This window comes from Sphingobium sp. TomMM15, assembly GCF_055397045.1.
This window is the reverse complement of sequence record NZ_AP027314.1, coordinates 2,229,976-2,253,716: the sequence shown is the minus strand read 5'-3', so window position 1 is coordinate 2,253,716 and position 23,741 is coordinate 2,229,976. Positions and strand designations below refer to the sequence as shown.

General features: G+C 62.1%; 21 protein-coding genes. 16 read left to right on the top strand and 5 right to left on the bottom strand.

All coding sequences use genetic code 11. From position 1 onward, the window contains the following. The first annotated feature begins 16 nt into the window (after window positions 1-16). Window positions 17-577 carry a thiamine phosphate synthase gene (locus ACZ51H_RS11215; protein ID WP_464801865.1) on the top strand — a complete coding sequence of 187 codons (561 nt, stop codon included), beginning with the start codon at window positions 17-19 and terminating at the stop codon, window positions 575-577. A gap of 159 nt (window positions 578-736) precedes the next feature. Here the strand turns inward: ACZ51H_RS11215 and ACZ51H_RS11210 are convergent, their stop codons facing one another. Both ACZ51H_RS11210 and ACZ51H_RS11205 read right to left on the bottom strand, forming a co-directional pair. Beyond that, window positions 737-1,132: an RES domain-containing protein gene (locus ACZ51H_RS11210; RefSeq protein WP_464801864.1), complete on the bottom strand. Its 396-nt coding sequence runs from the start codon at window positions 1,130-1,132 to the stop codon at window positions 737-739. Between the two features lie 422 nt (window positions 1,133-1,554). Then, complete coding sequence (locus ACZ51H_RS11205; protein ID WP_464801863.1) at window positions 1,555-2,286, bottom strand: hypothetical protein; 732 nt, start codon at window positions 2,284-2,286, stop codon at window positions 1,555-1,557. Window positions 2,287-2,511: 225 nt separating this feature from the next. Here ACZ51H_RS11205 and ACZ51H_RS11200 point away from each other — a divergent pair, with 225 nt between their 5' ends. The 6 genes from ACZ51H_RS11200 to ACZ51H_RS11175 all read left to right on the top strand — a co-directional run bounded on the left by ACZ51H_RS11200 (window position 2,512) and on the right by ACZ51H_RS11175 (window position 9,817). Next, entirely contained in the window at window positions 2,512-2,961 is a 450-nt protein-coding gene (locus ACZ51H_RS11200; protein ID WP_460987049.1) for a DUF3576 domain-containing protein, read from the top strand. A gap of 86 nt (window positions 2,962-3,047) precedes the next feature. After that, a complete protein-coding gene (gene leuS, locus ACZ51H_RS11195; RefSeq protein ID WP_464801862.1) occupies window positions 3,048-5,564 on the top strand; it encodes a leucine--tRNA ligase in 2,517 nt (838 codons plus the stop codon). 99 nt (window positions 5,565-5,663) lie between these two features. Beyond that, on the top strand, window positions 5,664-6,161 hold the full coding sequence (gene lptE / locus ACZ51H_RS11190; protein ID WP_464801861.1) for an LPS assembly lipoprotein LptE: 498 nt from the start codon (window positions 5,664-5,666) through the stop codon (window positions 6,159-6,161). Further along, a complete protein-coding gene (gene holA, locus ACZ51H_RS11185; RefSeq protein ID WP_464801860.1) occupies window positions 6,158-7,183 on the top strand; it encodes a DNA polymerase III subunit delta in 1,026 nt (341 codons plus the stop codon). Before lptE ends, holA begins: the two co-directional genes overlap by 4 nt. Window positions 7,184-7,222: 39 nt before the next feature. Next, window positions 7,223-7,627: a peptide-methionine (R)-S-oxide reductase MsrB gene (msrB, locus tag ACZ51H_RS11180; RefSeq protein ID WP_449474513.1), complete on the top strand. Its 405-nt coding sequence runs from the start codon at window positions 7,223-7,225 to the stop codon at window positions 7,625-7,627. Window positions 7,628-7,738: 111 nt separating this feature from the next. Continuing rightward, window positions 7,739-9,817, top strand: coding sequence for a transglycosylase domain-containing protein (locus ACZ51H_RS11175; protein WP_464801859.1), 2,079 nt, complete (start codon window positions 7,739-7,741; stop codon window positions 9,815-9,817). Between the two features lie 151 nt (window positions 9,818-9,968). Here ACZ51H_RS11175 and ACZ51H_RS11170 read toward each other — a convergent pair whose 3' ends face one another. Next, a complete protein-coding gene (locus ACZ51H_RS11170) occupies window positions 9,969-10,889 on the bottom strand; it encodes a retroviral-like aspartic protease family protein (RefSeq protein ID WP_464802890.1) in 921 nt (306 codons plus the stop codon). 304 nt (window positions 10,890-11,193) lie between these two features. Between ACZ51H_RS11170 and rho the strand changes: the two genes are divergently transcribed. Next, window positions 11,194-12,450, top strand: coding sequence for a transcription termination factor Rho (gene rho, locus ACZ51H_RS11165; protein ID WP_449474510.1), 1,257 nt, complete (start codon window positions 11,194-11,196; stop codon window positions 12,448-12,450). Between the two features lie 21 nt (window positions 12,451-12,471). Further along, a complete protein-coding gene (locus tag ACZ51H_RS11160; RefSeq protein ID WP_449474509.1) occupies window positions 12,472-13,194 on the top strand; it encodes a YjbE family putative metal transport protein in 723 nt (240 codons plus the stop codon). A gap of 67 nt (window positions 13,195-13,261) precedes the next feature. Here ACZ51H_RS11160 and ACZ51H_RS11155 read toward each other — a convergent pair whose 3' ends face one another. Together ACZ51H_RS11155 and ACZ51H_RS11150 are read right to left on the bottom strand one after the other, a co-directional pair. Next, window positions 13,262-14,230 (bottom strand): quinone oxidoreductase family protein, encoded by a 969-nt coding sequence (locus tag ACZ51H_RS11155; RefSeq protein ID WP_464801858.1) that lies wholly within the window; start codon window positions 14,228-14,230, stop codon window positions 13,262-13,264. A 14-nt stretch (window positions 14,231-14,244) separates the two neighbouring features. Next, a complete protein-coding gene (locus tag ACZ51H_RS11150; RefSeq protein WP_460987043.1) occupies window positions 14,245-14,943 on the bottom strand; it encodes a dienelactone hydrolase family protein in 699 nt (232 codons plus the stop codon). A gap of 143 nt (window positions 14,944-15,086) precedes the next feature. On the opposite strand from ACZ51H_RS11150, the gene ACZ51H_RS11145 reads away from it, so the two are divergent. From ACZ51H_RS11145 to pepN, 7 genes are all read left to right on the top strand, one after another. Beyond that, window positions 15,087-15,341 (top strand): DUF6489 family protein, encoded by a 255-nt coding sequence (locus tag ACZ51H_RS11145; RefSeq protein ID WP_196226641.1) that lies wholly within the window; start codon window positions 15,087-15,089, stop codon window positions 15,339-15,341. 7 nt (window positions 15,342-15,348) lie between these two features. Continuing rightward, a complete protein-coding gene (mnmE, locus tag ACZ51H_RS11140; protein ID WP_464801857.1) occupies window positions 15,349-16,626 on the top strand; it encodes a tRNA uridine-5-carboxymethylaminomethyl(34) synthesis GTPase MnmE in 1,278 nt (425 codons plus the stop codon). A 59-nt stretch (window positions 16,627-16,685) separates the two neighbouring features. Further along, window positions 16,686-18,536, top strand: coding sequence for a tRNA uridine-5-carboxymethylaminomethyl(34) synthesis enzyme MnmG (gene mnmG, locus ACZ51H_RS11135; protein WP_464801856.1), 1,851 nt, complete (start codon window positions 16,686-16,688; stop codon window positions 18,534-18,536). After that, the gene (rsmG, locus tag ACZ51H_RS11130) at window positions 18,533-19,174 is read left to right on the top strand and encodes a 16S rRNA (guanine(527)-N(7))-methyltransferase RsmG (RefSeq protein ID WP_464801855.1); all 642 of its coding nucleotides are present in this window, start codon (window positions 18,533-18,535) and stop codon (window positions 19,172-19,174) included. Before mnmG ends, rsmG begins: the two co-directional genes overlap by 4 nt. Then, window positions 19,171-19,953 carry a ParA family protein gene (locus ACZ51H_RS11125; RefSeq protein WP_464801854.1) on the top strand — a complete coding sequence of 261 codons (783 nt, stop codon included), beginning with the start codon at window positions 19,171-19,173 and terminating at the stop codon, window positions 19,951-19,953. The genes rsmG and ACZ51H_RS11125 overlap by 4 nt, the downstream gene beginning before the upstream one ends. Further along, complete coding sequence (locus ACZ51H_RS11120; protein WP_449474502.1) at window positions 19,950-20,876, top strand: ParB/RepB/Spo0J family partition protein; 927 nt, start codon at window positions 19,950-19,952, stop codon at window positions 20,874-20,876. Before ACZ51H_RS11125 ends, ACZ51H_RS11120 begins: the two co-directional genes overlap by 4 nt. 224 nt (window positions 20,877-21,100) lie before the next feature. Next, window positions 21,101-23,701: an aminopeptidase N gene (gene pepN / locus ACZ51H_RS11115; RefSeq protein ID WP_464801853.1), complete on the top strand. Its 2,601-nt coding sequence runs from the start codon at window positions 21,101-21,103 to the stop codon at window positions 23,699-23,701. Window positions 23,702-23,741 lie beyond the last annotated feature (40 nt).

Here is a 23,741-nt window from a genome sequence, read left to right as displayed (position 1 = left end):
GCTATAGGCGAGGGCGATGACAGGTCGCTACGCTAAAAATATGCACTCCATCTGGTTGGTGACGGATGAGCGCGTTCCGTCCGCAGTGCTGCTGGCAAGTGCCGCGCGGTTGCCGAAGGGGCGGGGGGGAATCCTGTTCCGGCACTATCGCACGGGGCCGCGTGAACGGCGGGCGCTATTCGACCGGGTGGCGGAGGTCGCACGGCGGCGGCGCTTGAAGCTGCTGTTGGCGGGATCGGCGCGGGAGGCTGCGGCCTGGGGCGCTGATGGTTGGCATGGGCGAGGGGCCGGGTGGATTGCCCGACCTTTGTTGCGCAGCATGGCCGTTCACGATGCGCGGGAGTTGCGGGCAGCGGAGCGGGCGGGGGCGGATCTTATCTTCCTGTCGCCGCTCTTTGCGACGCGGTCGCATCCGGGGGGAAGGGTGCTGGGACGGGTGGGATTCGCGGCGTTGGCGCATAGGGCGGGGATGCCGGTGGTTGCTTTGGGCGGTGTTCGCGCGGGGCATCGGCGGATGTTGAAAGGACTGGGTGCTTTGGGGTGGGCGGCGATTGATGGTCTGACGGGGGATCGGTAGTGGGGTGATAGCGGCTAATCTGGGTATGGCAGCTATGGGCTTGTGGAGGGAAAATGCGCAGGTCGTGCCATTCCCCTCCACCACCGCTGCGCGGCGGTCCCCCTCCCCACGCTTCGCGTAGGGAGGATTTTAAGGTCAGATTTGGTCGCTTGCCGCCGACTACAAGCCCCATTTCGGCCCGTCGCATGATAGGTGAATTGGAATTGGCTCTCCGGTCACTGACACCGATGGGCCGCCAAGTTCATTCCACCGAAATAGGTTCACGTGCCATCCGCCCGAGATCATTCGCGAACGATCAATTATGCCATCTGCGCCTGCCGCACGCGCTTTATCCGCGTTACGCCACGATGGAGGCTCCTGTTCGGCCTCCAAGGCCTGTCGCCACTGTGCATTCGATAAATCGCGATCAATGCCGAGGAGGCGACAGGCATGTTCATCGTGCTGATCGAGCACATGGGCCTCGCCCACGATCAATGGGACCACGACACGGGGCTGTCCATCTTCTCGGATGTAGCCCGAAACCGCGATCATTGCCCATTCCAGTTGCGGACTCATGTAGAGCACCGCTTGGCCCGGACGATGGTAGCGTCCTGCGCTCTCGGACCTGGGGGGCGTAAGGACGTCATCTACCCGATTTGCGAGAACAGACCGGAAAAATTTGCCGCTGACCGTTCGCAACCTTGGACTCAGATCGTACGTCATTGAGCCAGCCTACTTGTCAGCCGACGGCGAGACAACGACTGCTTTGGGTGAACGATTAGCTAAGTTCCATGGCAAGATATCGTCATCAGCTGTCATCCATGCGTGAACGCCGCGCTTTTGTGTCGAGTGTTCGACCAAGCCTAACGAGATCCCAGCGTCCGCTAGGATGACGAGGGAGTGGCGTCAGATATAGATGGAAAGCAATTACAGCCGTGCGGCCAAATGACCTCAACCCGGATACCGATTAAAGAAGCCGAAGTTTCAGCTCACCGAGATCAGAACTTGAACACGGTGCCCAGATAGACGGCCTGATTATCCTGCCGCTCGTCGGTCATCGGGGTCAGGCGGCCGATCACGCTGTTGTTGTAGCGTAGACCAGCGGTGACGTTCAGGTTGCGCGTCAGCGAATAGGAGCTGGCGAGGTCCAGCGAATAATCCTTGTCCGCATTCGGGTTGCGCACGGCCGTGCCCGGATCGCGGCGGCTCTCGATCATCACCTTGGTGCTGAAACGATTCTTGTTTCCCTGATCCAGCGAGAAATTCTTTGCGCCAGCCATCTGCTCGATCGAAACCGGGTCCAGTTCCTTGCGGCCGACAGCTTCGGGCAGGGCGAATTTGCGCCAGTTATGCGCATTGTTCAGGCTGAAGGCGACGGGGGCGATGCCGACCGGGTCGATCGTGCGGCTGACCGTGACGCGATCGTTGAGATCGGCGGCGCGGACCATCACCGTCACCGAGCGCTGCCCGCTGAGCGAGCCGCTGGTGGGGGTGAAGCGGAAATTCTGACGGCCAGCCGACGCTGCGATCCGGGCATAGGCAGCAGCCAGGCGCGGGTCCTTGGTCGTCGGGGTGAAGGAGGAAATGCTGCCCAGAGCGCCAAGCGACACCGGCACGTCGGCGCGTAGCCGGGCAAGATCGGTCGCGGCGCCGATAGCAGGAGACAGCATAAAGCCAGCGACGGCAACTGCCGCGCTTGCCAATGCCAAATATCCCCTATTCATGCGCATAACGCGAATCTCTTCCCCACCGACTTATTTTCAAAACTTGTACACCCGTCGGGCCGCGATGGGTAGTACGTCATGACCTTTTTGTCCGGGCTGTTGCACGGAACACACAGAGGCCAAAACGCGGCTGGCGGCCAAGCGTTGCAACTGCTGCCACGGCCCCCTTGCCCATTGCGACGGCTTCTCTATAGAAGCGGGGCGTTTTTATTCAATATGGGACATGCCCTGATGGTCCGCCGCCTACCCGCTTCTATTTCCGCCGGTCTGCTGCTGGCCGCGCTTTTGCCGCTCGCTGCCTGCGGCGGCGGGGCCAAGGAACGTCCCAAGGCCGATCTGGCCGCGTCCAAGGTGACGACGATCGGCGTCAACAGCTATCTGTGGCGCGCGACGCTGGACACGCTGTCCTTCATGCCGATGGTGCAGACCGATTCCAACGGTGGAGTGATCGTGACGGACTGGTACGCCAATCCGAACACGCCCAATGAACGGATGAAGCTGACCGTGTCGATCCTGGACCAGGACCTGCGCGCCGATGCGCTGCGCGTCGCGGCCAGCCGCCAGGTCAATCAGGGCGGCCAGTGGGTCGATGCGCCGGTGCAGGCGGCGACCGTGCAGAAGCTGGAAGAGATCATCCTGACCAAGGCGCGCGACCTGCGCCGCATGGCGATTGCAGGCTAAGCCCTTCCTTTCATCCAATTTCTTGAACAACAAAGGGGCTGGGCTTGGAAGAGCTCAGCCCGCATGCATTTTGGGGACGTGAACAGATGCAAAGGCGCTTCAACCCGCTTGAGGCCGATGCCCGCTGGCAGGCCGTTTGGGACGAGAAGCAGACGTTCAAGGCGTCGGATACGAGCGACAAGCCGCGTTCCTATGTGCTGGAGATGTTCCCCTATCCGTCCGGGCGCATCCATATCGGTCATGTCCGCAACTATTCGATGGGCGACGTGCTGGCGCGGTTCCGTCGGATGACGGGGCATGAAGTGCTGCATCCGATGGGTTGGGACGCTTTTGGCATGCCCGCCGAGAATGCGGCGATGGAAAAGAAGGTGCATCCGGGCGACTGGACCCGCTCCAATATCGCGACGATGCGGGCGCAGCTGAAGAAGCTGGGCTTTGCGCTGGATTGGAGCCGCGAACTCGCCACCTGTGAGCCGGATTATTATGGGCAAGAACAGGCGCTGTTCCTCGATATGCTGGAAGCGGGGCTGGTTTACCGGAAGGAAAGCGCGGTCAACTGGGACCCGGTCGATATGACCGTGCTGGCCAATGAGCAGGTGATCGACGGCAAGGGCTGGCGATCCGGTGCGCTGGTCGAGAAGCGCAAGCTCAGCCAGTGGTTCCTCAAGATCACGCAATTTGCCGATGACCTGCTGAGTGGGTTGAAGACGCTGGATCAGTGGCCCGAAAAGGTGCGGCTGATGCAGGAGAACTGGATCGGCAAGTCGGTCGGTTTGCAGTTCCGGTTCAAGCTCGACGAGGCCGTCGATGGCATCGGGGAGCTGGAGGTCTTTTCGACCCGGCCCGATACGATCTTCGGCGCGAGCTTTGCGGCGATTGCGGCGGATCATCCGATCGCTTTGGCGCTGGAGGCGAAGGATGCGGGTCTGGCTGCGTTCGCTGAGGAATGCCGTCATAGCGGCACTGCCGCTGCGGAGATCGAGACGCAGGAGAAGAAGGGGTATGACACCGGGCGATCGGTGATCCATCCCTTTACTGGCCGTAAGCTGCCGTTGTTCGTCGCGAATTTCGTGCTGATGGAATATGGCACGGGCGCCGTTATGGCGGTGCCGGGGCATGACCAGCGCGACCTCGACTTCGCGCGCAAATATATGCTGCCGGTCGAGCGCGTGGTCGCGGCCGAGGGTGATGAGGACAAGGGCATTGGCGACGAGGCCTATGCCGGGCCGGGCCGCCTCGTGAATTCGGACTTCCTCAACGGCATGAGCGTCGAGGATGCGAAGGCTGAGGTGATCCGCCGTGCCGAGGGCGAAGGCTGGGGCAACGGCACGACCGTGTTCCGTCTGCGTGACTGGGGCGTGTCGCGCCAGCGCTACTGGGGGACGCCGATCCCGGTGATCCATTGCGAGGATTGCGGGGTCGTGGGCGTGCCCAAGGATCAGCTGCCGGTGGTGCTGCCGGAGGATGTCAGCTTCGACATTCCGGGCAATCCGCTCGACCGCCATCCGACATGGAAGCATGTCGATTGCCCCAAGTGCGGCAAGGCGGCGCGGCGCGAGACGGACACGCTGGATACATTTGCGGACTCCAGCTGGTATTTCATCCGCTTCGCCAGCCAGCCCAAGGACAAGCCGTTCGATCGGGAAACGGTCGAGAAGTGGCTGCCGGTGGGGCAATATATCGGCGGCGTGGAACATGCGATCCTGCACCTGCTTTATGCGCGGTTCTGGACGCGAGCGCTCCAGCATATGGGGCAGCTGGGCTTTGCGGAGCCGTTCACCGGCCTGTTCACGCAGGGGATGGTGACGCACGAGACCTACAAGTCACCTGAAGGCACATGGCTCGCTCCGCAGGACGTGGCGCGGCAGGGTGAAAAGATCGTCATGGTCGATGGCGGTGGCCCGGTCACGGTGGGCCGCGTCGAAAAGATGTCCAAGTCCAAGAAGAATGTCGTCGATCCCGATGACATCATCGCCCAATATGGCGCGGACGCGGTGCGCTGGTTCATGCTGTCCGACAGCCCGCCCGAGCGCGACCTGCCCTGGACCGAAAGCGGCATTGAGGGCAGCTGGCGCTTCATCAACCGGCTTTGGAGGCTGTTTGGAGCGGCGGACAAGGCGGCCGAGGGTGAAGATAGGGCGCTGGACCGCAAGCTGCACCAGACGATCGACGGCATCGCCAAGGATATCGAGGCCCTGTCCTTTAACAAGGCGGTGGCGAAAATCTACGAACTGACCAATGCAGTGGAGAAGGCGGAGCCCTCCGCCAGCCGGAGCGGGGCGATCCGGGCGCTGGCATTGCTGGTCGCGCCGATGACACCGCATCTGGCGGAGGAAGCTTGGGCCGACATGGGTGAGGAAGGCTTGATTGCCGACGCAGCCTGGCCGCAGGTCGATCCGGCGCTGCTGGTCGAGGATGAGGTGACGATCGCCTGCCAGGTCATGGGCAAGCTGCGCGATACCATCACCGTGCCCAAGGGGACGAGCAAGGATGAGCTGGAACGGCTCGCCCTTGCCGCGCCCAATGTGGCGCGGACGCTGGATGGCGCGACCCCGAAGAAGGTAATCGTGGTGCCTGACAGGCTGGTCAACCTAGTCATTTAACAACGAACCGTTCGCCCTGAGCTTGTCGAAGGGCTCTCTTTTCTTCAAAAGAAGAACAGGGCTTCGACAGGCTCAGCCCGAACGGGTAGAGAGTGTCCCATGAAGCGCATTTTGCCCCTGCTTGCTGCCACCGTCATCCTCTCCGCTTGTGGTCTGCGTCCCGTCTATAGTGGCGGCAGTCATGGCGCGGTCGCGCAGAAGCTGGGCAATGTCGAGGTTGCGCCGATCGAAGGGAAGGGCGGCTGGTTGGTGCGTAATGCGCTCAACGACCGCCTGTCCGCAATGAGCGGCGCGGGGCCGAGCTATAAGCTGGTGGTGAAGCTGGATGACCAGATCAGCGGTTTTGGCTTGCGCGCCGACCAGGCGATTACGCGCGAACGGCGGACGTTGCGGGCGCGCTATCAGTTGATCGATGCGGCCACCGGCGCGCAGGTGATCGACGATACGGCGGGATCGGACGCGGGCATCGACGTCACGTCCAGCGAATATGCGACCATCGCGGCGGAAGATACCGCGCTGGAACGGCTGTCGCAGACGATTGCGGACCAGATCGTCTCCCGGCTCGCGCTGTTCGCGGTGAGGGACCAGCAGCGTTGAAGGCCAATCGCGGCCAGATTGAAAAGGCGCTCGACGCACCCCCGGCCGATATCCGTTTCTTCCTGCTCTACGGCCCCGATGAGGCGGGGAGCGCGGCGCTGGGCAAGCGGCTTGAACGCGCGATGGGGCCGGAGGCGGAGCGCGTCGATCTGGATGGGCCGACATTGCGGGACGATCCGGCCCGGCTGGCGGATGAGGCCGCGTCCTTTTCCATGTTCGGTGACCGGCGCTGGATACGCGTCAACGGCATGGGCGAGGAGTCGCTGCCGGCGGTGACGGCATTGTTCGAAGCGCTGGCGGCAGGCAACCCGGTTATCGCTACCGCAGGGGCGCTGAAGGGTACGTCCAAGCTGCTGAAACTGGCGCTCGACAGTCCGCTGGCCATGGCGTTCGCCTCCTATCAGCCGGATGCGCGGGAGGCGGAGCAGATTGCCGTCGCGATCGCGCGCGAAGGGGGACTGCGCCTGCCCGCCGAGTTGGCGAAGCGGATTGTGGACCTTGCCAATGGTGACCGCGCGTTGATGGGCGGTGAGATCGAGAAGCTGATCCTCTATCTCGACGCCGCGCCGGATCGGCCAGCCGAGGCGACGGCGGAAGCGCTGGACGCCCTGTCCGCCGACAATCCTGATTCGGACGCGGCGCCGCTGGTCAATGCCGTGCTGGGAGGCGATTTGCGCGCCATGCATCGGGAACTGGGGCGTCTGGCTGAAACAGGGACCGCGATGGCGGCGGTGCTGCGTCCGCTTCTGACCCGTGCGATGCTGCTCGCCAATATTCGCTCGTCTTTCGATGACAGCGGACGGCTGGAGGGAGCCGTCGAAGCTGCGGGCAGACAGGTATTCTGGAAGGAAAAGGGCGTCGTCACCCGGCAGGTGCGGCTGTGGGACGCGCATGGCATAGCGCGGGTGATCCAGCGGCTGGCGCAGGCGGAGCGGGCGAGCCGGTCGGGCAGGGGGCTTGGCGACCTGATGGTGCGCCATGAACTGCTAGCCATTGCGCGGCAGGCGGCACGGGAGCGCTAAGCGCTTGATCGCAGGAAAGGCCCTCGCCATATTGCGGCCATGGACAAGCTCAACCTGACCGACGCCGAATGGCGCGAGCGCCTTTCTTCCGAACAATTTCATGTGTTGCGAGAGGCGGGGACGGAGCGGGCCTTTACCGGCAAATATAACAGCAACAAGGCTGACGGCGTCTATTTTTGCGCCGGTTGTGGGGCAGAGTTGTTCGATGCCGAGGAAAAATATGACAGCGGTTCTGGCTGGCCCAGCTTTACCGCACCGGTCGACATCGACGCGGTGGAGGAGATTCGCGACAGCAGCCACGGCATGATCCGCACCGAAGTGCGTTGCGCGAAGTGCGAAGGGCATTTGGGCCATGTCTTTCCCGATGGTCCGGGCGTCAACGGCCTGCGCTATTGCATGAACAGTGCGTCGCTGGACTTCAAGCCGCGCGACGAGGTTGAATAATCATTCATCGCCGGTAAAGCGTCGCTCCTCTTGAGAACCAAGATCACAAGGTTGTCAGTGCCTGTTTTGCGCTGGTGGCTTGATCCCTTAGCGCGTATCCGGGCGATGTAGATGGCACGAGCAGGCAAGAGCAAGGACACGCCCGGGGGCGCGAAGCGGTGGCTGATCCGGGGCATCAAGTTCGGACTGGTCGCGACGGTGGGCGCTTTGTTCGCGATCGTCGTGGCTGTGGTGATCGCCTACCAGTCGCTGCCTGATTATGAATCGCTGAAATCGTCGCCCAACGGGCAAATGATCCGCGTCCATGCCGCCGACGGCAGCGTGATCGTGTCCTTGGGGCCGAGCTTTGGCCGCTGGCTGTCCTATGACCAGATCCCGACGGTTATGGTCGATGCGATGGTTTCCACGGAGGACAGGCGCTTTTACCTGCATCCCGGCGTCGATCCGATCGGCATGGCGCGCGCGACCTGGGTGGCGCTGGAGAATCGGGGCAAGGGCCGCCGCTGGCAGGGTGCGTCGACCATCACCCAGCAGGTGACGCGCAACATCTTCCTCAACAACAGCTATAGTTGGGGCCGCAAGGTACGGGAGATGATCCTGGCCCTGGCGCTGGAGCGGAAATTTTCCAAGCGGCAGATTTTGGAGCTGTACCTCAACAAGGTGTATTTCGGCGGCGGCGCCTATGGCATCGACGCCGCCAGCCGCAAATTCTTCGGTCATCCCGCCGCCGCGCTCAGCCTGCCGGAAGCGGCGATCATCGCGGGGCTGGTGAAGGCGCCATCGAGCTATTCGCCCACCGCCGATGCCGAAGCGGCGATCGGCCGTGCGGGCGTCGTGTTGGAACTGATGCAGGAAAATGGCGCGATCAGCGCGGCGCAGCGGGCGAGTATCGACCTGAACGACGTCAAGATGGCGCCGGAGCCTCCGCAAAACAGCGTGCGTTACTTCACCGACTGGGCACTGCCGCAGCTTGATGTGCTGGTGGATGAGCCCAATGAGCCGCTGGAAGTCTATACTACCATCGATCTGGGTATGCAGAAGGCGGCGACGGCGGCGATCCAGGCGAATGTGCCGGGGGGTGCGCAGGGCGCGTTGGTGTCGCTCGATCGCGATGGGGCGGTGCGGGCGATGGTCGGCGGACTCGACTATGTGACGTCCAATTATAACCGCGCGACGACCGCCACGCGACAGCCGGGTTCGGCCTGGAAGATCTTCGTCTATATGGCGGCGCTGGAGGCGGGATATACGCCGGATACCGGCGTTACGGACAAGCCGGTGACGATCAACGGATGGAGCCCGCGCAATAGCAGCGGTCGCTATTCCGGCGACATCGATGTTCGGACGGCCTTCGCTTACTCCATCAACACGGTTGCGGCGCAGCTGGGCGTTGAGGTGGGCTTTCCGACCGTGGCGGACATGGCGCGGCGCTTTGGCGTGACGACGCCGATTAATACGCATCCCTCAATGGTGCTGGGCACGTCCGACGTGCGCCTGATCGACATGACGCGCGCCTTTGCCTCGATCGCGCGCAAGGGCGTGGCGGTGACGCCCTATGGCATCACCAAGGTGACAACGGCCGATGGGCGGATGCTCTACCAGCATCAGGATGATACCAGCCGGGTACTGGTTGCGCCCTGGGTAGCTGCGGGGATGACCGACCTGATGCAGACGGCGGTCAGCACGGGCACGGGCAAGGCGGCGCAGATTGGTCGGCCAGTAGCGGGCAAGACGGGCACCACCAGCAGCAACAAGGATGGCTGGTTCCTGGGCTTTTCCAGCGGGATCACCACCGGCGTATGGATGGGTAGGGACGATGCGCGGCCGGTGGGTGTTTTGCAGGGTGGCCGCGCGCCCGCGCACGCCTTTGCCGACTATATGAAGGTCGCCGTGTCGCGCCGCCCCGTCGAGCAGTTCGAGACGCAGGTAACGCTGCCCGAATGGCAGTTGGAGCCCGACGACGAGGCCTATTATGGCCAGCCCGATAATGGAACGGGCGGGGGCATGATGGTCGATGAAAATGGATTGCCGATCAGTCAGGACCCCCAGCAACAGCAGCAGGATCAGGAGCCCCAGCAGGACGATCAGTCGGTCGACCAAGCGCCTCCTGCCCGGACGGCGCCGCCAAAGCTGGACCAGCAATGGATTGATCAGGTGCTCGGCCGCGACAGGCAGCGGACTTCGCCGCGCTAGGGTGTCGATCCCTAAATCGGCACTCCCCCTGTTACCGTTCGCCCTGAGCCTGCCGAGGGTTCTACTTCCCTTTAGAAAGAAGAGGGCTTCGACAAGCTCAGCCCGAACGGAGTTGAGTGATGGAGATAAGGGTAGGAGGCTCTAAAGTGCTCTAACCGGCTTGACGGGGCGCTCCGGCAAAGCGCCGAGGATCAAGCGCGCTGGCGTCCGGCATCAGGAAATCCACCTTGCCCCGGCCGAAGTCGATGGCGACGCGATCGAACATTCTGAGGGCCTGAATGCCCAGTAGCAGGGTCGGCTTATCCTGCAGCCCAAGTTCGCTGAATGGCTGGGCATCGGCGAACATGACTGGCAGGTCGGTCAAGGCAATGGGTCCCATGCGGATCCTGCTGATGCGCCCCAGTTGACCCGTAAGGGTTTCGCCCGTCACACTGATCAGGCTGATCTCGCTCATTGCCGGGGCGCGTTTCTTGCGGATCAGTTTGTCGCGCAGGGCGAGATTGCCAACGCTTAGATGCGTGCCGGTGTCGAGGATGATGTTGACCTTCAACCCGTTGGCGTCGGAATGCAGCAGGATCAGCTGCCCCTTGCGGCGCCGTGCCTCGACGATGATGGCGTTGGGGTCCCGCCATGAGGGACGGCTGGCGCCGATTTCCATTCGGCCGGTGCGGAAATTCAGGAGGAGGCGCTTGGCATGCAGGCTGTCGAGCCCGAGCAGCCCAGCCGCGCCGAGATGGTCCCCCTCCAGCACGGGCGCTTCGATGTCATCGACCGTTTCCGCGCCATAGCCGAGCCGCGGAACGGCGACGGTGCGCGTTTCCTGGCGGCCCGCCATGCTGACGATGGTGACGTGACGTCGGGGGGGGAGGGCGAGCTGATCGGCAAGATCACGGGAGATGACGGTGCGCTGCGATCCGGTATCGACGATGAAGTTCCAGGGGCCGCGTCCATCGATGTGGATGGGGATGGAGACGCGGTCGTCACTGGTTGAGAGGGTGCGGACCACGGCGGGCGGATCGGCCGCAGGGACCGGCTGACCCGCGGCGGGCGGGCACATCATCAGGATGGCCATTGCAGGGACGAGATAAGGCCTTCTCATGCCCTTCGCCTCTTCAGCTAGAGCGCCAAGTCATAGCATGGATCGCCAAGGCCCGTCCATTGCCGCAACTGCTGCACCATTTGCCGATGAAGGCGGCGGGAGCCAGCATTTCCAGCAAGGCAGAGCCAAGCGACACCTTGACTTTGGGGGGGGCTGATCGCTAAACGCGGACGGTCTATCCCGGCCGTCCAGCGCCGGAGTCCCGTGTTTTCCATACCGGGCGACTCTCCTTTTTTGTATTTCCAATCTTCATCTCTCGTCATCGGACTCAAGTCGAATGCACCTTAAAGACCTCAAGAAGAAATCACCCGCCGACCTGGTCACCACGGCGGAAGAACTGGGCGTCGAAGGCGCATCGACCCTGCGCAAACAGGACCTGATGTTCGCGATCCTCAAGGCTGAGGCGGAAAATGGCGAGCAGATCATGGGTGAGGGCACGATCGAGGTGCTGGCCGATGGCTTCGGCTTCCTGCGTTCGCCCGAAGCGAACTTCCTTGCCGGTCCCGACGACATCTATGTGTCGCCCAATCAGGTCCGCAAGTTCGGCCTGCGCACGGGTGATACGGTGGAAGGCGAAATCCGCGCGCCCAAGGATGGCGAGCGTTATTTCGCGCTGACGAAGCTTATCTCCGTCAACTTCGATGACCCGGATGTCGTCCGGCATCGCGTCAACTTCGACAACCTGACGCCGCTCTATCCGACCCAGAAGCTGGTGCTCGATACGCTCGACCCGACGGTCAAGGACAAGTCGGCCCGCGTCATCGACATCGTCTCGCCGCAGGGCAAGGGCCAGCGCGCCCTGATCGTCGCGCCGCCGCGCACCGGTAAGACCGTCCTGCTCCAGAACATCGCCAAGGCGATCACCGACAATCATCCCGAAGTCTTCCTGATCGTCCTGTTGATCGACGAGCGTCCGGAAGAAGTCACCGACATGCAGCGCAGCGTGAAGGGCGAGGTCGTGTCCTCAACCTTCGACGAACCCGCGCAGCGCCACGTGCAGGTCGCCGAAATGGTGCTCGAAAAGGCCAAGCGCCTCGTGGAACATAAGAAGGATGTGGTGATCCTGCTTGATTCGATCACCCGCCTCGGTCGTGCCTACAATACCGTCGTGCCCTCGTCGGGCAAGGTGCTGACGGGCGGCGTTGACGCCAATGCGCTTCAGCGTCCCAAGCGCTTCTTCGGTGCGGCGCGCAACATCGAAGAGGGCGGCTCGCTCTCCATCATCGCGACGGCCCTGATCGACACTGGCAGCCGCATGGACGAAGTCATCTTCGAAGAGTTCAAGGGCACCGGCAACTCGGAAATCGTGCTGGACCGCAAGGTCGCGGACAAGCGCATCTTCCCGGCGCTGGACGTCGGCAAGTCGGGCACCCGCAAGGAAGAGCTGCTGGTCGACAAGGCCAAGCTTTCCAAGATGTGGGTGCTGCGCCGTATCCTGATGCAGATGGGCACGGTCGATGCGATGGAATTCCTGCTCGACAAGATGAAGGATTCCAAGACCAACGAAGATTTCTTCGATTCGATGAACCAGTAAGCGGAGTTATATCAGGCCGTTATGATCGACCTTCTTACGACTGCCGCTGCCGCCGCGCAGGGTATGGGTTCGCCCGCCGATATTTGGGGGCATATCGTCAACGATTTCAGCAATATCGGTTCTCCGGCCGCCTTGTCGGCCTTTGGCCAGGTGCTGATGATCGACATCCTGCTGGCGGGCGACAATGCCATCGTCGTCGGCGCATTGGCGGCGGGCCTGCCGGTGCAGCAGCGTCAGCGCGTCATCATGATCGGTATCATCGCCGCATTGGTGCTGCGTATCGGTTTTGCCCTGGTCGTGACGCAGTTGATGCAGATCGTCGGCCTGATCCTGGCTGGTGGCCTGCTGCTGCTGTGGGTCAGCTGGAAGATGTGGCGCGAACTGCACCCGAAGCGGGGTGCGGACACGCCGGACGATCCCAGCGACGATGACATATCGGGGCTGCGTCCCGCCAAGAGCTTCGCAGCCGCCGCTTGGGCTGTCGCCGTTGCCGACGTGTCGATGAGCCTGGACAATGTGCTGGCCGTCGCGGGTGCGGCGCGCGATCACCCTGGCATCCTGATTATCGGGCTTATCCTGTCGGTTGCCCTGATGGGTATCGCGGCGAACATCATCGCCAAATATATCGAGCGTTTCCGGTGGATCGCTTATCTGGGTCTGGCCGTCATCATCTATGTCGCCGTCAAGATGATCTATGAGGGTATTATCGACCATCAGGTCGGCATTCTGACCCTCTTTGTGTGATTGAGGCGAGCAGGGGCGGGCTTGAGCCCGTCACCTGCTCAACCCGTTTCAGACTTCTTCAGCGCGCCTATGGCACCAGGATGGTGCTACCGACGGTCTGTCGCCCTTCCAGCGCGCGGTGGGCGTCAGCAGCCTCCGAAAGGGCGAAACGCTGGCCGATATGGGCGCGAACGACGCCCCTCAACATGCGATCGAACAGGCGGTCACTGACATGTTTCAGTTCCTCCTGCTTCACGATATAGTCGAACAGGGTGGGGCGGGTCACATAGAGGGACCCAGCGCGACTGAGTTCCAGCAGGCTGACCGGCGGTACTGGGCCAGACGCATTGCCATAGCTCACCATCATGCCGCGCCGCCTGAGCGAGCCAAGCGAAGCGCTCCAGCTATCCTTCCCCACGCCATCATAGACGACGTCCACGCCATGACCTTCCGTCAGGGCGCGCACCCGGTCGGCGAGGTCCGGTAACGGGCAGTGTAGGCTGTGATCCGCTTGCACGGTTGCGGCCTTTTCTGCTGAACCGCTATGGGCGATGACCACGACGCCCTTGTCCCGAAGCCAAGGCACCAGCACGGAACCTACGCCACCCGCGGCTGCATGGACGAGAGCGACCTGACCCTGCCGCAGCGGCAATATATCCTCCGCAAGGAAGCAGGCGGTCATGCCCTTCAGCATCATCGCGGCGGCTTCATCCGTGCCGATTTCGTCTGGAATCCTTATGACGCGGTCGGCGGCGACCGTGCGATGGGTGGCATAGGCGCCCATGCCGCCCGCCGAGCCTGCCTTATCGCCGATCGCCAGCCCGCTGACACCCGGTCCCAAGGCCGCGACATAGCCCGCGCCTTCGACTCCGAGGGTGAGGGGGAGCGATGCTTCGTAGAGGCCCGACCGATGATAGGTGTCGATGAAGTTCAAGCCGATTGCATCTTGAGCGATCAGCACCTCACCCTCGGCCGGAGGCGCGGGATCGAAATACTCCCGCTCGATCACCTCCGGACCACCGGTCGCGCGGACGATCATGCGCCAAGCTCGTGTCATGGGCGGCGCGTCGGTCAGAGATGCGTGGCGAAGAAGTCGGCCGTGCGCTGATCGGCCAGTTGCGCGGCATCCTCGACCCGGCGCGCGCCCATTTCAGCGGCGAAGCCATGGTCCAGCCCCTCATAATCGTGAAGGGTTACATGGCGATTGTCCTTCAGGCCGTCATGCATCGTCTTCTGGACTTCCGGCGGCACGAATCCGTCAGCGGTGGGGATGTGCAGTAGGACGGGTTTGCCGATCGCATGCTGCTCGCCCAGAAGATTGTCGATGCCCACGCCATAATAGCCGACAAAGGCGTCGCCATCCGTCCGGCAGGCGGCCATGAAGGTCAGTCGCCCGCCAAGGCAATAGCCGACCACGCCGACCTTGCCTGTGCCACTCAGTTCGGCCCGAGCGAATTTGATCGCTGATTCAATGTCGTAGATGGCGAGGTCCTGATCCAGCTTTTGCATGTGGCCGATTGCCGCCTGAAATTGTTCCGGAACGTCTGCATCCAGTTCGACATGCGCGGTGTCGCGCCAGAACAAGTCGGGAGAAACCGCCAGATATCCTTGGGTGGCCCAATTGTCGCATTTGCGGCGAATGCCTTCATTCACGCCGAAGATTTCCTGAATGACGATAATCGCCCCGCGCGGGGTTCCGTCGGGTCGAGCGACATAGGTGTCGAATTGCGCATCGCCCTCAAGGGTCGAAATCGGCGTAAATGATCCCATGGCGGATGTCCTTTCGTTCGCTGCACTGTGTTTGAGGATAAGCGGCTTTTGCAGAACCGCCAACGCTGCTGTGCCCAAATTATTTGCGTTCAGGGGCCATGTTGCGGCATGACGACGATCGCTGGCAATTGAAGGTGCGCAGGATGAAAGTAACGGTCGACGTAGATTGCACCCCAACCGAGGCGCGGGCCTTTCTGGGCCTGCCCGATGTCACACCCATTCACGACAAATATGTGAAAACCATGCTGGACAGCTTTGACGGCATCGCCAGCGCCGAACAGATGGAAACGATGTTCAAGAGCTTTTCTCCTCTGGGGGACGCGGGGATGCGCCTGTTCCGGCAGATGATGGACATCGGCCTTTCTGGCGTTGCTGGGAAGAATGGCGACAAGTCCTGATCCGTTAATGGCAGATACGATTTTCGCCCTGTCGAGTGGTGCGCCACCGGCAGGGATTGGGGTCATTCGGATAAGTGGCCCTGCTGCTGCTGCCGCCTTGCAGGGGCTTGCGGGACATCTTCCCGAACCCCGGCGAGCGCGGCTGGCTTTGCTGAAAGACCCGCGCAACGGCGCTCCTCTCGATCGTGCGCTCATTCTCTGGTTTCCTCGCCCCGGCACTGCGACCGGCGAAGACCTGGCGGAGCTGCATTGCCATGGCGGGCGGGCCGTGATTGCGGGGCTGGAGGATGCGCTCAGGTCCTTTGAAGGCGTGCGGCAGGCCCAGCCGGGTGAGTTTACCCGCCGGGCCTTCATGAATGGGCGCATGGATCTCAATGAGGTGGAGGGGCTGGCCGATCTTCTCGCCGCCGAAACCCAGCAGCAACGGCGCGCGGCTCTGCTTATGTCCGAGGGGCATTTTTCTCGTCGGCTGGAGCAGTGGCAAGGGAGCTTGCTTGATCTTTCCGCCATGGCAGAGGCAGCGCTCGATTTTTCCGATGAGGATGATGTGCCTGAACATGGGGCCGAGGAACGTATCGGCTCCGGTATAGCTGCGCTCATTGATGAGGTGCGGTCGGCGCTAAGTGCGCCTTCGGCCGAGCGTTTGCGGGATGGTATCCGGGTGGTGCTGGCTGGGCCGCCCAATGCGGGGAAGTCGACGCTTTTGAATGCGCTGGTGGGGCGGGAGGCGGCGATTGTGTCCGATGTGGCGGGTACGACGCGCGACCGCATAGAAGTGCCCGCAGCGCTCGGCGGCACGGCTTTTCTGTTTACCGATACCGCCGGTCTGAGAGACGGGGCATCGGACGTTATTGAGGCGATCGGCATGGACCGGGCTCGCGCGGCGCTGGACAGTGCCGACATCATTTTGTGGCTTGGCGATCCGGATGAAGCACCGCGCGCCGACGCAATGATTGTTGCTGCCCAATGTGACCGGTACGCGGTGACCAGAGGGCTACCCATATCGGCGGTCACGGGCGAGGGAATGGAAGCTCTCGTCGCATTGCTTCTGGAGCGAGCGGCGGCGTTGCTGCCCGGAGAGAGTCAATATGCCCTGCATGAAAGGCAGCGGGAGGGTGTTGCGCTGCTCGTCGGTCATTTGGAAAACGCCTTGCCGCAGTCAGACCTTCTCATTGTCGCGGAAGAGCTTCGGCATGCGCGTGCGGCGATCGATGCGCTGACGGGGCGGGCAAGCACCGAGCATATGCTCGACCGGCTCTTTGCAGGATTTTGCATCGGCAAATGACCGCTGTTCCACGTGGAACAGTTTTGACCGCGAGGCCCCAATTCTGATAAGGGCGCGGCATGCAGACAGCTTTTGACGTGATAGTGGTGGGCGGCGGCCATGCCGGGTGTGAGGCTGCGGCTGCGGCTGCTCGCAAGGGTGCGCGGGTCGCGCTTCTCACCTTCGAAAAAGCAACGGTGGGGGCGATGTCGTGCAACCCGGCGATCGGGGGTTTAGGCAAAGGTCATTTGGTGCGCGAGGTTGATGCGCTGGATGGCTTGATAGCGCGTGCCGCCGATGCCGCCGCGATACATTATCGGATGTTGAACAGCAGCAAAGGCGCCGCCGTTCAGGGGCCGCGCGTGCAGGCCGATCGATCACATTACCGGGCCGCCATTCACCGCATGATCGATGCGCAGCGCGGGATCGAAATCATCGAGGGTGAGGCTGCGGCGCTGCTGCTGAAGAATGGCGAGGTTGATGGGATGGAGCTGGCAGACGGACGCCGCTTGTCCGCGCCAGCCATCGTGTTGGCAACGGGCACATTTCTGGGCGGCAAATTATTCCGGGGCGAGGAGACTCTGACGGGCGGTCGAACCGGGGAGCGGGCGGCAACGGTACTGGGTGTTCAGATTCGTGGGCTGGGCCTGCCAATCGCGCGGCTGAAGACGGGGACCCCGCCGAGGCTGGATGGGCGATCGATAAATTGGGGGGTGCTGGAGGAGCAGCCGTCTGACGGTGGCGATTGGACCATGTCCGCCATCTCTGCAGGGCGGCAGCTTCCTCAGTTGAGCTGCGCGATCACGCGTACCAATGAGGGGACCCACGCGATCATCCGTGAGGGGCTGGGGCGCTCGCCATTGTTCAGCGGGGCGATCGAGGGGCGCGGTCCTCGATACTGCCCTTCGATCGAGGACAAGGTGATCCGCTTCGGTGATCGTGACGGACATCAGATCTTTCTGGAGCCGGAAGGGCTGGGAAGCCATTTGGTTTATCCCAATGGGATCAGTACCTCCCTGCCTGCCGATGTGCAGGAGCAGATGGTCAGGTCGATGGTGGGGCTGGAGTGTGCCGAGATTGTGGTGCCGGGCTATGCGGTCGAATATGATTATATCGATCCGCGCGCATTGGACCACAGTCTGGAGATGCGAGACGTGCCCGGCCTCTTCTGCGCGGGACAGATAAATGGCACCACGGGATATGAGGAAGCGGCGGCGCAAGGGCTGGTTGCCGGTGTGAATGCGGCGGCGCGTGCCAAGGGTGATGCGCCGATGATCCTCGATCGGGCGAGCAGTTATATCGGCGTCATGGTCGATGACCTGGTGCTGCAAGGCGTGACTGAGCCGTACCGCATGCTGACTGCGCGGGCGGAGTATCGATTGCGGCTTCGAGCGGACAATGCCGTGAGTAGGCTGGCAGACGTTGGTCGGGTGCATGGCATATTGGGCGAGGATCGGCTCGCTCATTATGATCGGCGGGCTTCGCAGCGCGCCAGTGTGGATGAGGCGCTGGGGCAGCAGGTGAGCGCCACTCAGCTTGCCCGCGCGGGTGCGAATGTCCGGCAGGATGGCTCGCGAAGAACGTTGTTTGAATGGGCGCGGTTTCCGGAAGTCCAGCGGGAATTGCTGTTCGCTTTGGCGCCGTCGCTCACATCAGTGGACGAGAGTGTGCGAGACGAAATCCTGGAGGACGCCCATTACGCTCCGTATCTCGAACGCCAAGCGGCAGAGATTGCTGCCTTGCGTCGCGACGAGCGGGTGTCGATCCCGGCCGACTTTGACTTCGGGGCAATCGGTGGACTGTCGAGCGAGATGATCGAGAGGCTTGATAAGGCTCGCCCCGATACGCTGGCGGCTGCGGGCCGCATTCGGGGCATTACTCCAGCGGCTTTGGCGGCGTTGCTGGTACATGTTCGGCGTCAAGCCGCATGACGGAGGATGAAGCGAAGGCATGGCTGGAGCAGCATTTCCCCGTTTCACGTGAAACATGGGAGAAGCTGGACGGCTATGTGCAAATCTTGCTGTCCGAGATGGATCAGCAGAATTTGATTGCAGAGTCCACGCGTGATCATGTCTGGGCGAGGCATATTGCGGATTCGGCTCAGCTTCTCACATTGGCCGATAGCGCGGGTGAGGGTCTTTGGATCGACCTCGGATCGGGAGCGGGTTTGCCTGCAATAGTGATCGCCATCTTGAGCGACCGGCCCGTGCTGATGATAGAATCGCGGCGTAAGAGAATAGATTTCCTGAATGAGGTGATCGACAGTGTCGGCATCAAGAATGCCCAAGTTTACGGCGGGCGGGTGGAAGGTGCTTCCTCAAGGGCGGCGGTGGTAATCAGTGCGCGCGCTTATGCGCCATTGGAGCGCCTCTTCCCCTCGGCGCTCCATTTGTCCGATAATCGAACCCTTTGGGTGTTGCCAAAGGGGCGTAATGCGCAGAATGAACTGGAGGCGGCGCGATCCTCGTGGCAAGGTGTGTTTCACGTGGAACGCAGCATCACCGACCCGGAAAGCGCAATCATCATAGCGCAGTCGGTAGCGCCAAGGGGCAAGAAAGGTCGCAAATGATCCGTATCGCCATTGCGAATCAAAAAGGTGGGGTGGGGAAGACCACAACTGCGATCAACTTGGCAACTGGGCTTGCCGCTACTGGCCTGAGAGTGTTGTTGATCGACCTTGATCCACAAGGGAATGCTTCAACAGGATTGGGGGTCCATCAATCCGATCGTACCTGGTCGAGCTACGACTTGCTCGTCGGGAATTGCGCTATTGAAGACGCGATCCTCCCGACCCGTGTGCCGAAACTCGATATCATCGCGGCTACGCAGGATTTGTCGGGGGCCGAGATCGAATTGATCGAATATGAGGAACGGACCCACCGACTGGAGCGGGTGCTCAGCGAAGCGCAGGGGGGTAGGTGGGATATCTGCCTTATCGATTGCCCGCCTTCACTCGGCCTTTTGACCATCAATGCGATGGTGGCTGCCCAATCCCTGCTCGTTCCGCTTCAGTGTGAATTCTTCGCGCTGGAAGGCCTTTCTCAGCTATTGCAGACGGTGGAGCGCATTCGCGGCCGTTTCAATCCGGGGCTTTCGATCATGGGTGTGGCGCTGACCATGTATGATCGGCGTAATCGCCTCACAGATCAGGTCGCGGACGATGTGCGGGCCTGTCTGGGCGACTTGGTGTTCTCGACGGTTATTCCGCGGAACGTTCGGCTTTCAGAAGCGCCAAGCCATGGCGTTCCGGCGCTCATCTACGACTTCCGCTGTTCTGGTTCGGAGGCCTATATGCGCCTCGCCCGTGAACTGATTTCGCGTCTGCCCCCACAGGAGGTTGCGGCTTGAGCAACGAGAATGATGAAAAGCTGAAGGTTATCAAGCGTCCCCATGGACTGGGACGGGGCCTTTCAGCGCTGCTGGGCGACGTAACGAGAGAAGAGCCGGTCGCACCACAGGCCGTTTCCGCTTCGACCAAGGCTATTCAGAGCATCGAAGTCGCTTTGATCCAGCCGCATCCGGAGCAGCCTCGCCGTCATTTTGACGAAGGTGCCTTGGCCGAGCTGGCGGACAGCATCGGCAAGCGTGGCGTTATCCAGCCGATCATCGTGCGCCCCCATGGCGGCGGATTTCAGATCGTTGCGGGGGAACGACGTTGGCGGGCGGCGCAGCGTGCGCAATTGCACCGCATCCCGGCTATCGTCCGCGATTTTGACGAAGCCGAAACGCTGGAAATCGCGCTGGTCGAGAATATCCAGCGCGAAGACCTGAACCCGATCGAAGAGGCGGAAGCCTATCGCAAGCTGATCGCGGACTTTAATCACAGCCAGGAAGCGCTGGGACGGATCGTTGGCAAATCGCGCAGCCATATCGCCAATCTTATCCGGCTGCTCGATCTTCCTGCCTCTGTGCAGCAACAAGTCGTTGAGCAGAAACTGTCCATGGGGCACGCCCGGGCGCTGATCGGTGCGCCGGATTGTGAGACGCTCGCGAAGACCGTGGAGGCCAAGGGCCTGTCGGTGCGCGATACCGAAGACCTGGTGCGCCGGTCGAAAAAGGGGGACAGGGCCGCGCCGCGAGGCCGGGCCTCGTCGGGACTGGTCAGCAAGGATCCCGATATCGCGGCGCTCGAACAGCATCTTGCCGATATTCTTGGCGTCAAAGTGGACATTGGACATGGGGAGGGCGCGGGCGGCACGCTGTCGTTGCGTTATTCGACGCTCGACCAGCTCGACATGCTGTGCCAGCGCCTGTCCGGCGAGCGTATCTGAACAGGCAAGCGTGGCATGATCCGCCGCGCGCCACTGGCATCTGACGAGGGTCTTGCCCAGAGCATGACCCGATCAAAACTGCATGGGTTTAATTGCGGCGCTGTCTGAGTCAGCGGGTGACGCCGCCGCCCTGCCTCGAAAATGCTCGGTTTAACTCTCGTTTTCCGCATTTTCCGGGCCAGCGGGTGATACCACCTGTCTGGAAAATGCTTTAGATTGCCGCGATGGCTGACATACAATCTGCAAATGCTTCCGCGCCCATTGTCGTTCGACGTCAGGACTATAGGCCGCCCGACTGGCTCGTCCCCGAGATTGAGCTGGACTTCCTTTTGGACCCCGCGCGCACGACGGTAAGGGCAAGGCTGAACGTTAGCCGCAATGGTGCGCATGATCGCGCGCTGAGGCTGGACGGAGATGAACTGACGCCCGTCGAAGTAAAGGTGGACGGCCACGCCCTCGGCTCGGGCGAGTGGAAGACGGATGGCGGCGCCTTGATTATCCCGCTTTCGGGCGGGGTTCATCAGGTGGAAACGCTGGTGGAGCTTGCTCCTGAGCATAACAGCAAGCTGATGGGCCTTTATGCCAGCGGCGGGCTGCTTTGCACCCAATGTGAGGCGGAAGGATTTCGTCGGATCACCTTCTTCCCGGATCGACCGGACATCCTCTCCCGCTATTCCGTTCGAATGGAGGCGGACAAGGCGCGCTATCCGATCCTGCTTTCCAACGGTGATCCGGTCGGGCGGGGCGAACTTTCCAGCGGGCGGCATTGGGCACGATGGACCGATCCGTACCCCAAACCCTGCTATCTCTTCGCGCTGGTTGCGGGCGACCTTGCCTGCAACAGCGACAGCTTCGTGACGATGAGTGGGCGCGAGGTGAAGCTGGGCATCTGGGTGAAGGAAGCTGATCTACCGCGCACGGGCCATGCCATGCAGGCGTTGAAGAACAGCATGGCGTGGGATGAGCGCGTCTATGGTCGCGAATATGACCTGGACGTCTTCAACATCGTCGCCGTGGCGGACTTCAACTTCGGCGCGATGGAGAATAAGGGCCTTAACATATTCAATTCGCGCTACATTCTGGCCGATCCCGAGACCGCGACGGATGCCGATTATGACGGCGTCGAAGGGGTGGTGGCGCATGAATATTTCCACAACTGGTCAGGAAATCGCGTCACCTGCCGGGACTGGTTCCAGTTGTCGTTGAAGGAGGGTTTCACCGTCTTTCGCGATCAGAACTTTTCGGCGGACATGGGTAGCGAGGCTGTCAAGCGCATCGAGGACGTGCGGGTGCTGCGCGCGGCGCAGTTTCAGGAAGATGGAGGTCCGCTTGCCCATCCGGTCAGGCCGGAATCCTATATGGAAATCAGTAACTTCTATACCGCGACCATCTACAACAAGGGCGCTGAACTGATTAGGATGATCGCGCTGATGCTGGGGCCGGATCGCTTCCGCACCGCGACGGACCTCTATTTCGAGCGGCACGATGGCGAGGCGGCGACTTGCGAGGATTTCGTCCGGGCGATGGAAGAGGGGGGCGGGGCGGACCTTACCCAGTTCCGCCGCTGGTATGAGCAGGCCGGAACGCCGCATGTCCGGGCGAGCCTGACGCATGACCCCGTTACCCAGACCGCTGAGCTGCTGTTGGAGCAAAGCACGCCGCCGACGCCGGGCCAGCCGGAAAAGCTTCCGTTCGCCCTCCCGCTTCGGACAGCCTTGTTCGATCGCGGCAGCGGCGGAAGTTCGGGCGAGACGCTGTTGATCCTGACGGAGAAGCAGCAGCGCTTCACCTTCAAGAACTGTGTTGCTGCGCCCATTCTGTCCATCAATCGTGGCTTCTCAGCGCCGGTGATCGTCGAAACAGACAGGAGCCAGGCCGATCTGGCTTTCCTGTCCGCGCATGATGACGATCCCTTCGCCCGCTATGAAGCGATGCAGCAGCTGATGGTCAATGCCTTGGTTGGCCATGTCGCGGGGCAGGCATTGGATGCGGCGGCAATCATCACGGCGATCCGGGATACCGTCACCGCCCCGCATCTTGATGGGGCGTTCATCGCGGAAGCCATTCGACTGCCGAGCGAGGCCTACCTGGGCGACCAAATGATCCAGGTCGATCCGGATGCCATCCATGAGGCTCGCGATGCGTTGCAGCGCCGGATCGGCCGCGAGTTGGAGCACCTATGGCGCGACGTGCACGCGCGAAACAGGGCGAACGGCTTTTCGCTGTCCTCGGCGGCGAAGGGCGCGCGCAAGCTGCGCAACGGCGCCCTGGTCTATCTGGTCGCTTCAGGCGCGACGGATGGGGCGGCGCTGGCCTTCTCCCAATTTGACGAAGCCGATAACATGACGGAGCGGCAATCGGCTCTCGCGACCCTTGCCAACGGCCGCAGTGACGAGCGGGAGGCGGCGCTCGACATCTTCTATAACCGCTACAGGGATGATCCGCTGACGCTGGACAAATGGTTCCAGACGCAGGCTTTTGCTTCCCACCCTGATACCGTCGATCTGGTGGAGGAATTGGGGCGGCATCCGGATTTCACCCTCGCCAATCCCAACCGGGTCCGTTCGCTTTTTGGCGCGTTCGCCGGTAACCAGTGGGCGTTTCATCACCGATCGGGCAAGGGCTATCGGCTTGTTGCCGACTGCATCATCGCGCTCGACAAGCTCAATCCGCAGACCGCCGCGCGGCTGGTGCCGCCGCTGGGGCGGTGGCGGCGCTTCGATGAGGGCAGGGCTGCCCTGATGCGGGGCGAGTTACAGAGGGTCTTGGGTCAGCCGGGCCTGTCGAAGGACGTTACCGAGCAGGTGAGCAAGAGCCTGGAATAAGGCGACATGCGCCATGCCGATACAGGTTCGGCATGGCCTA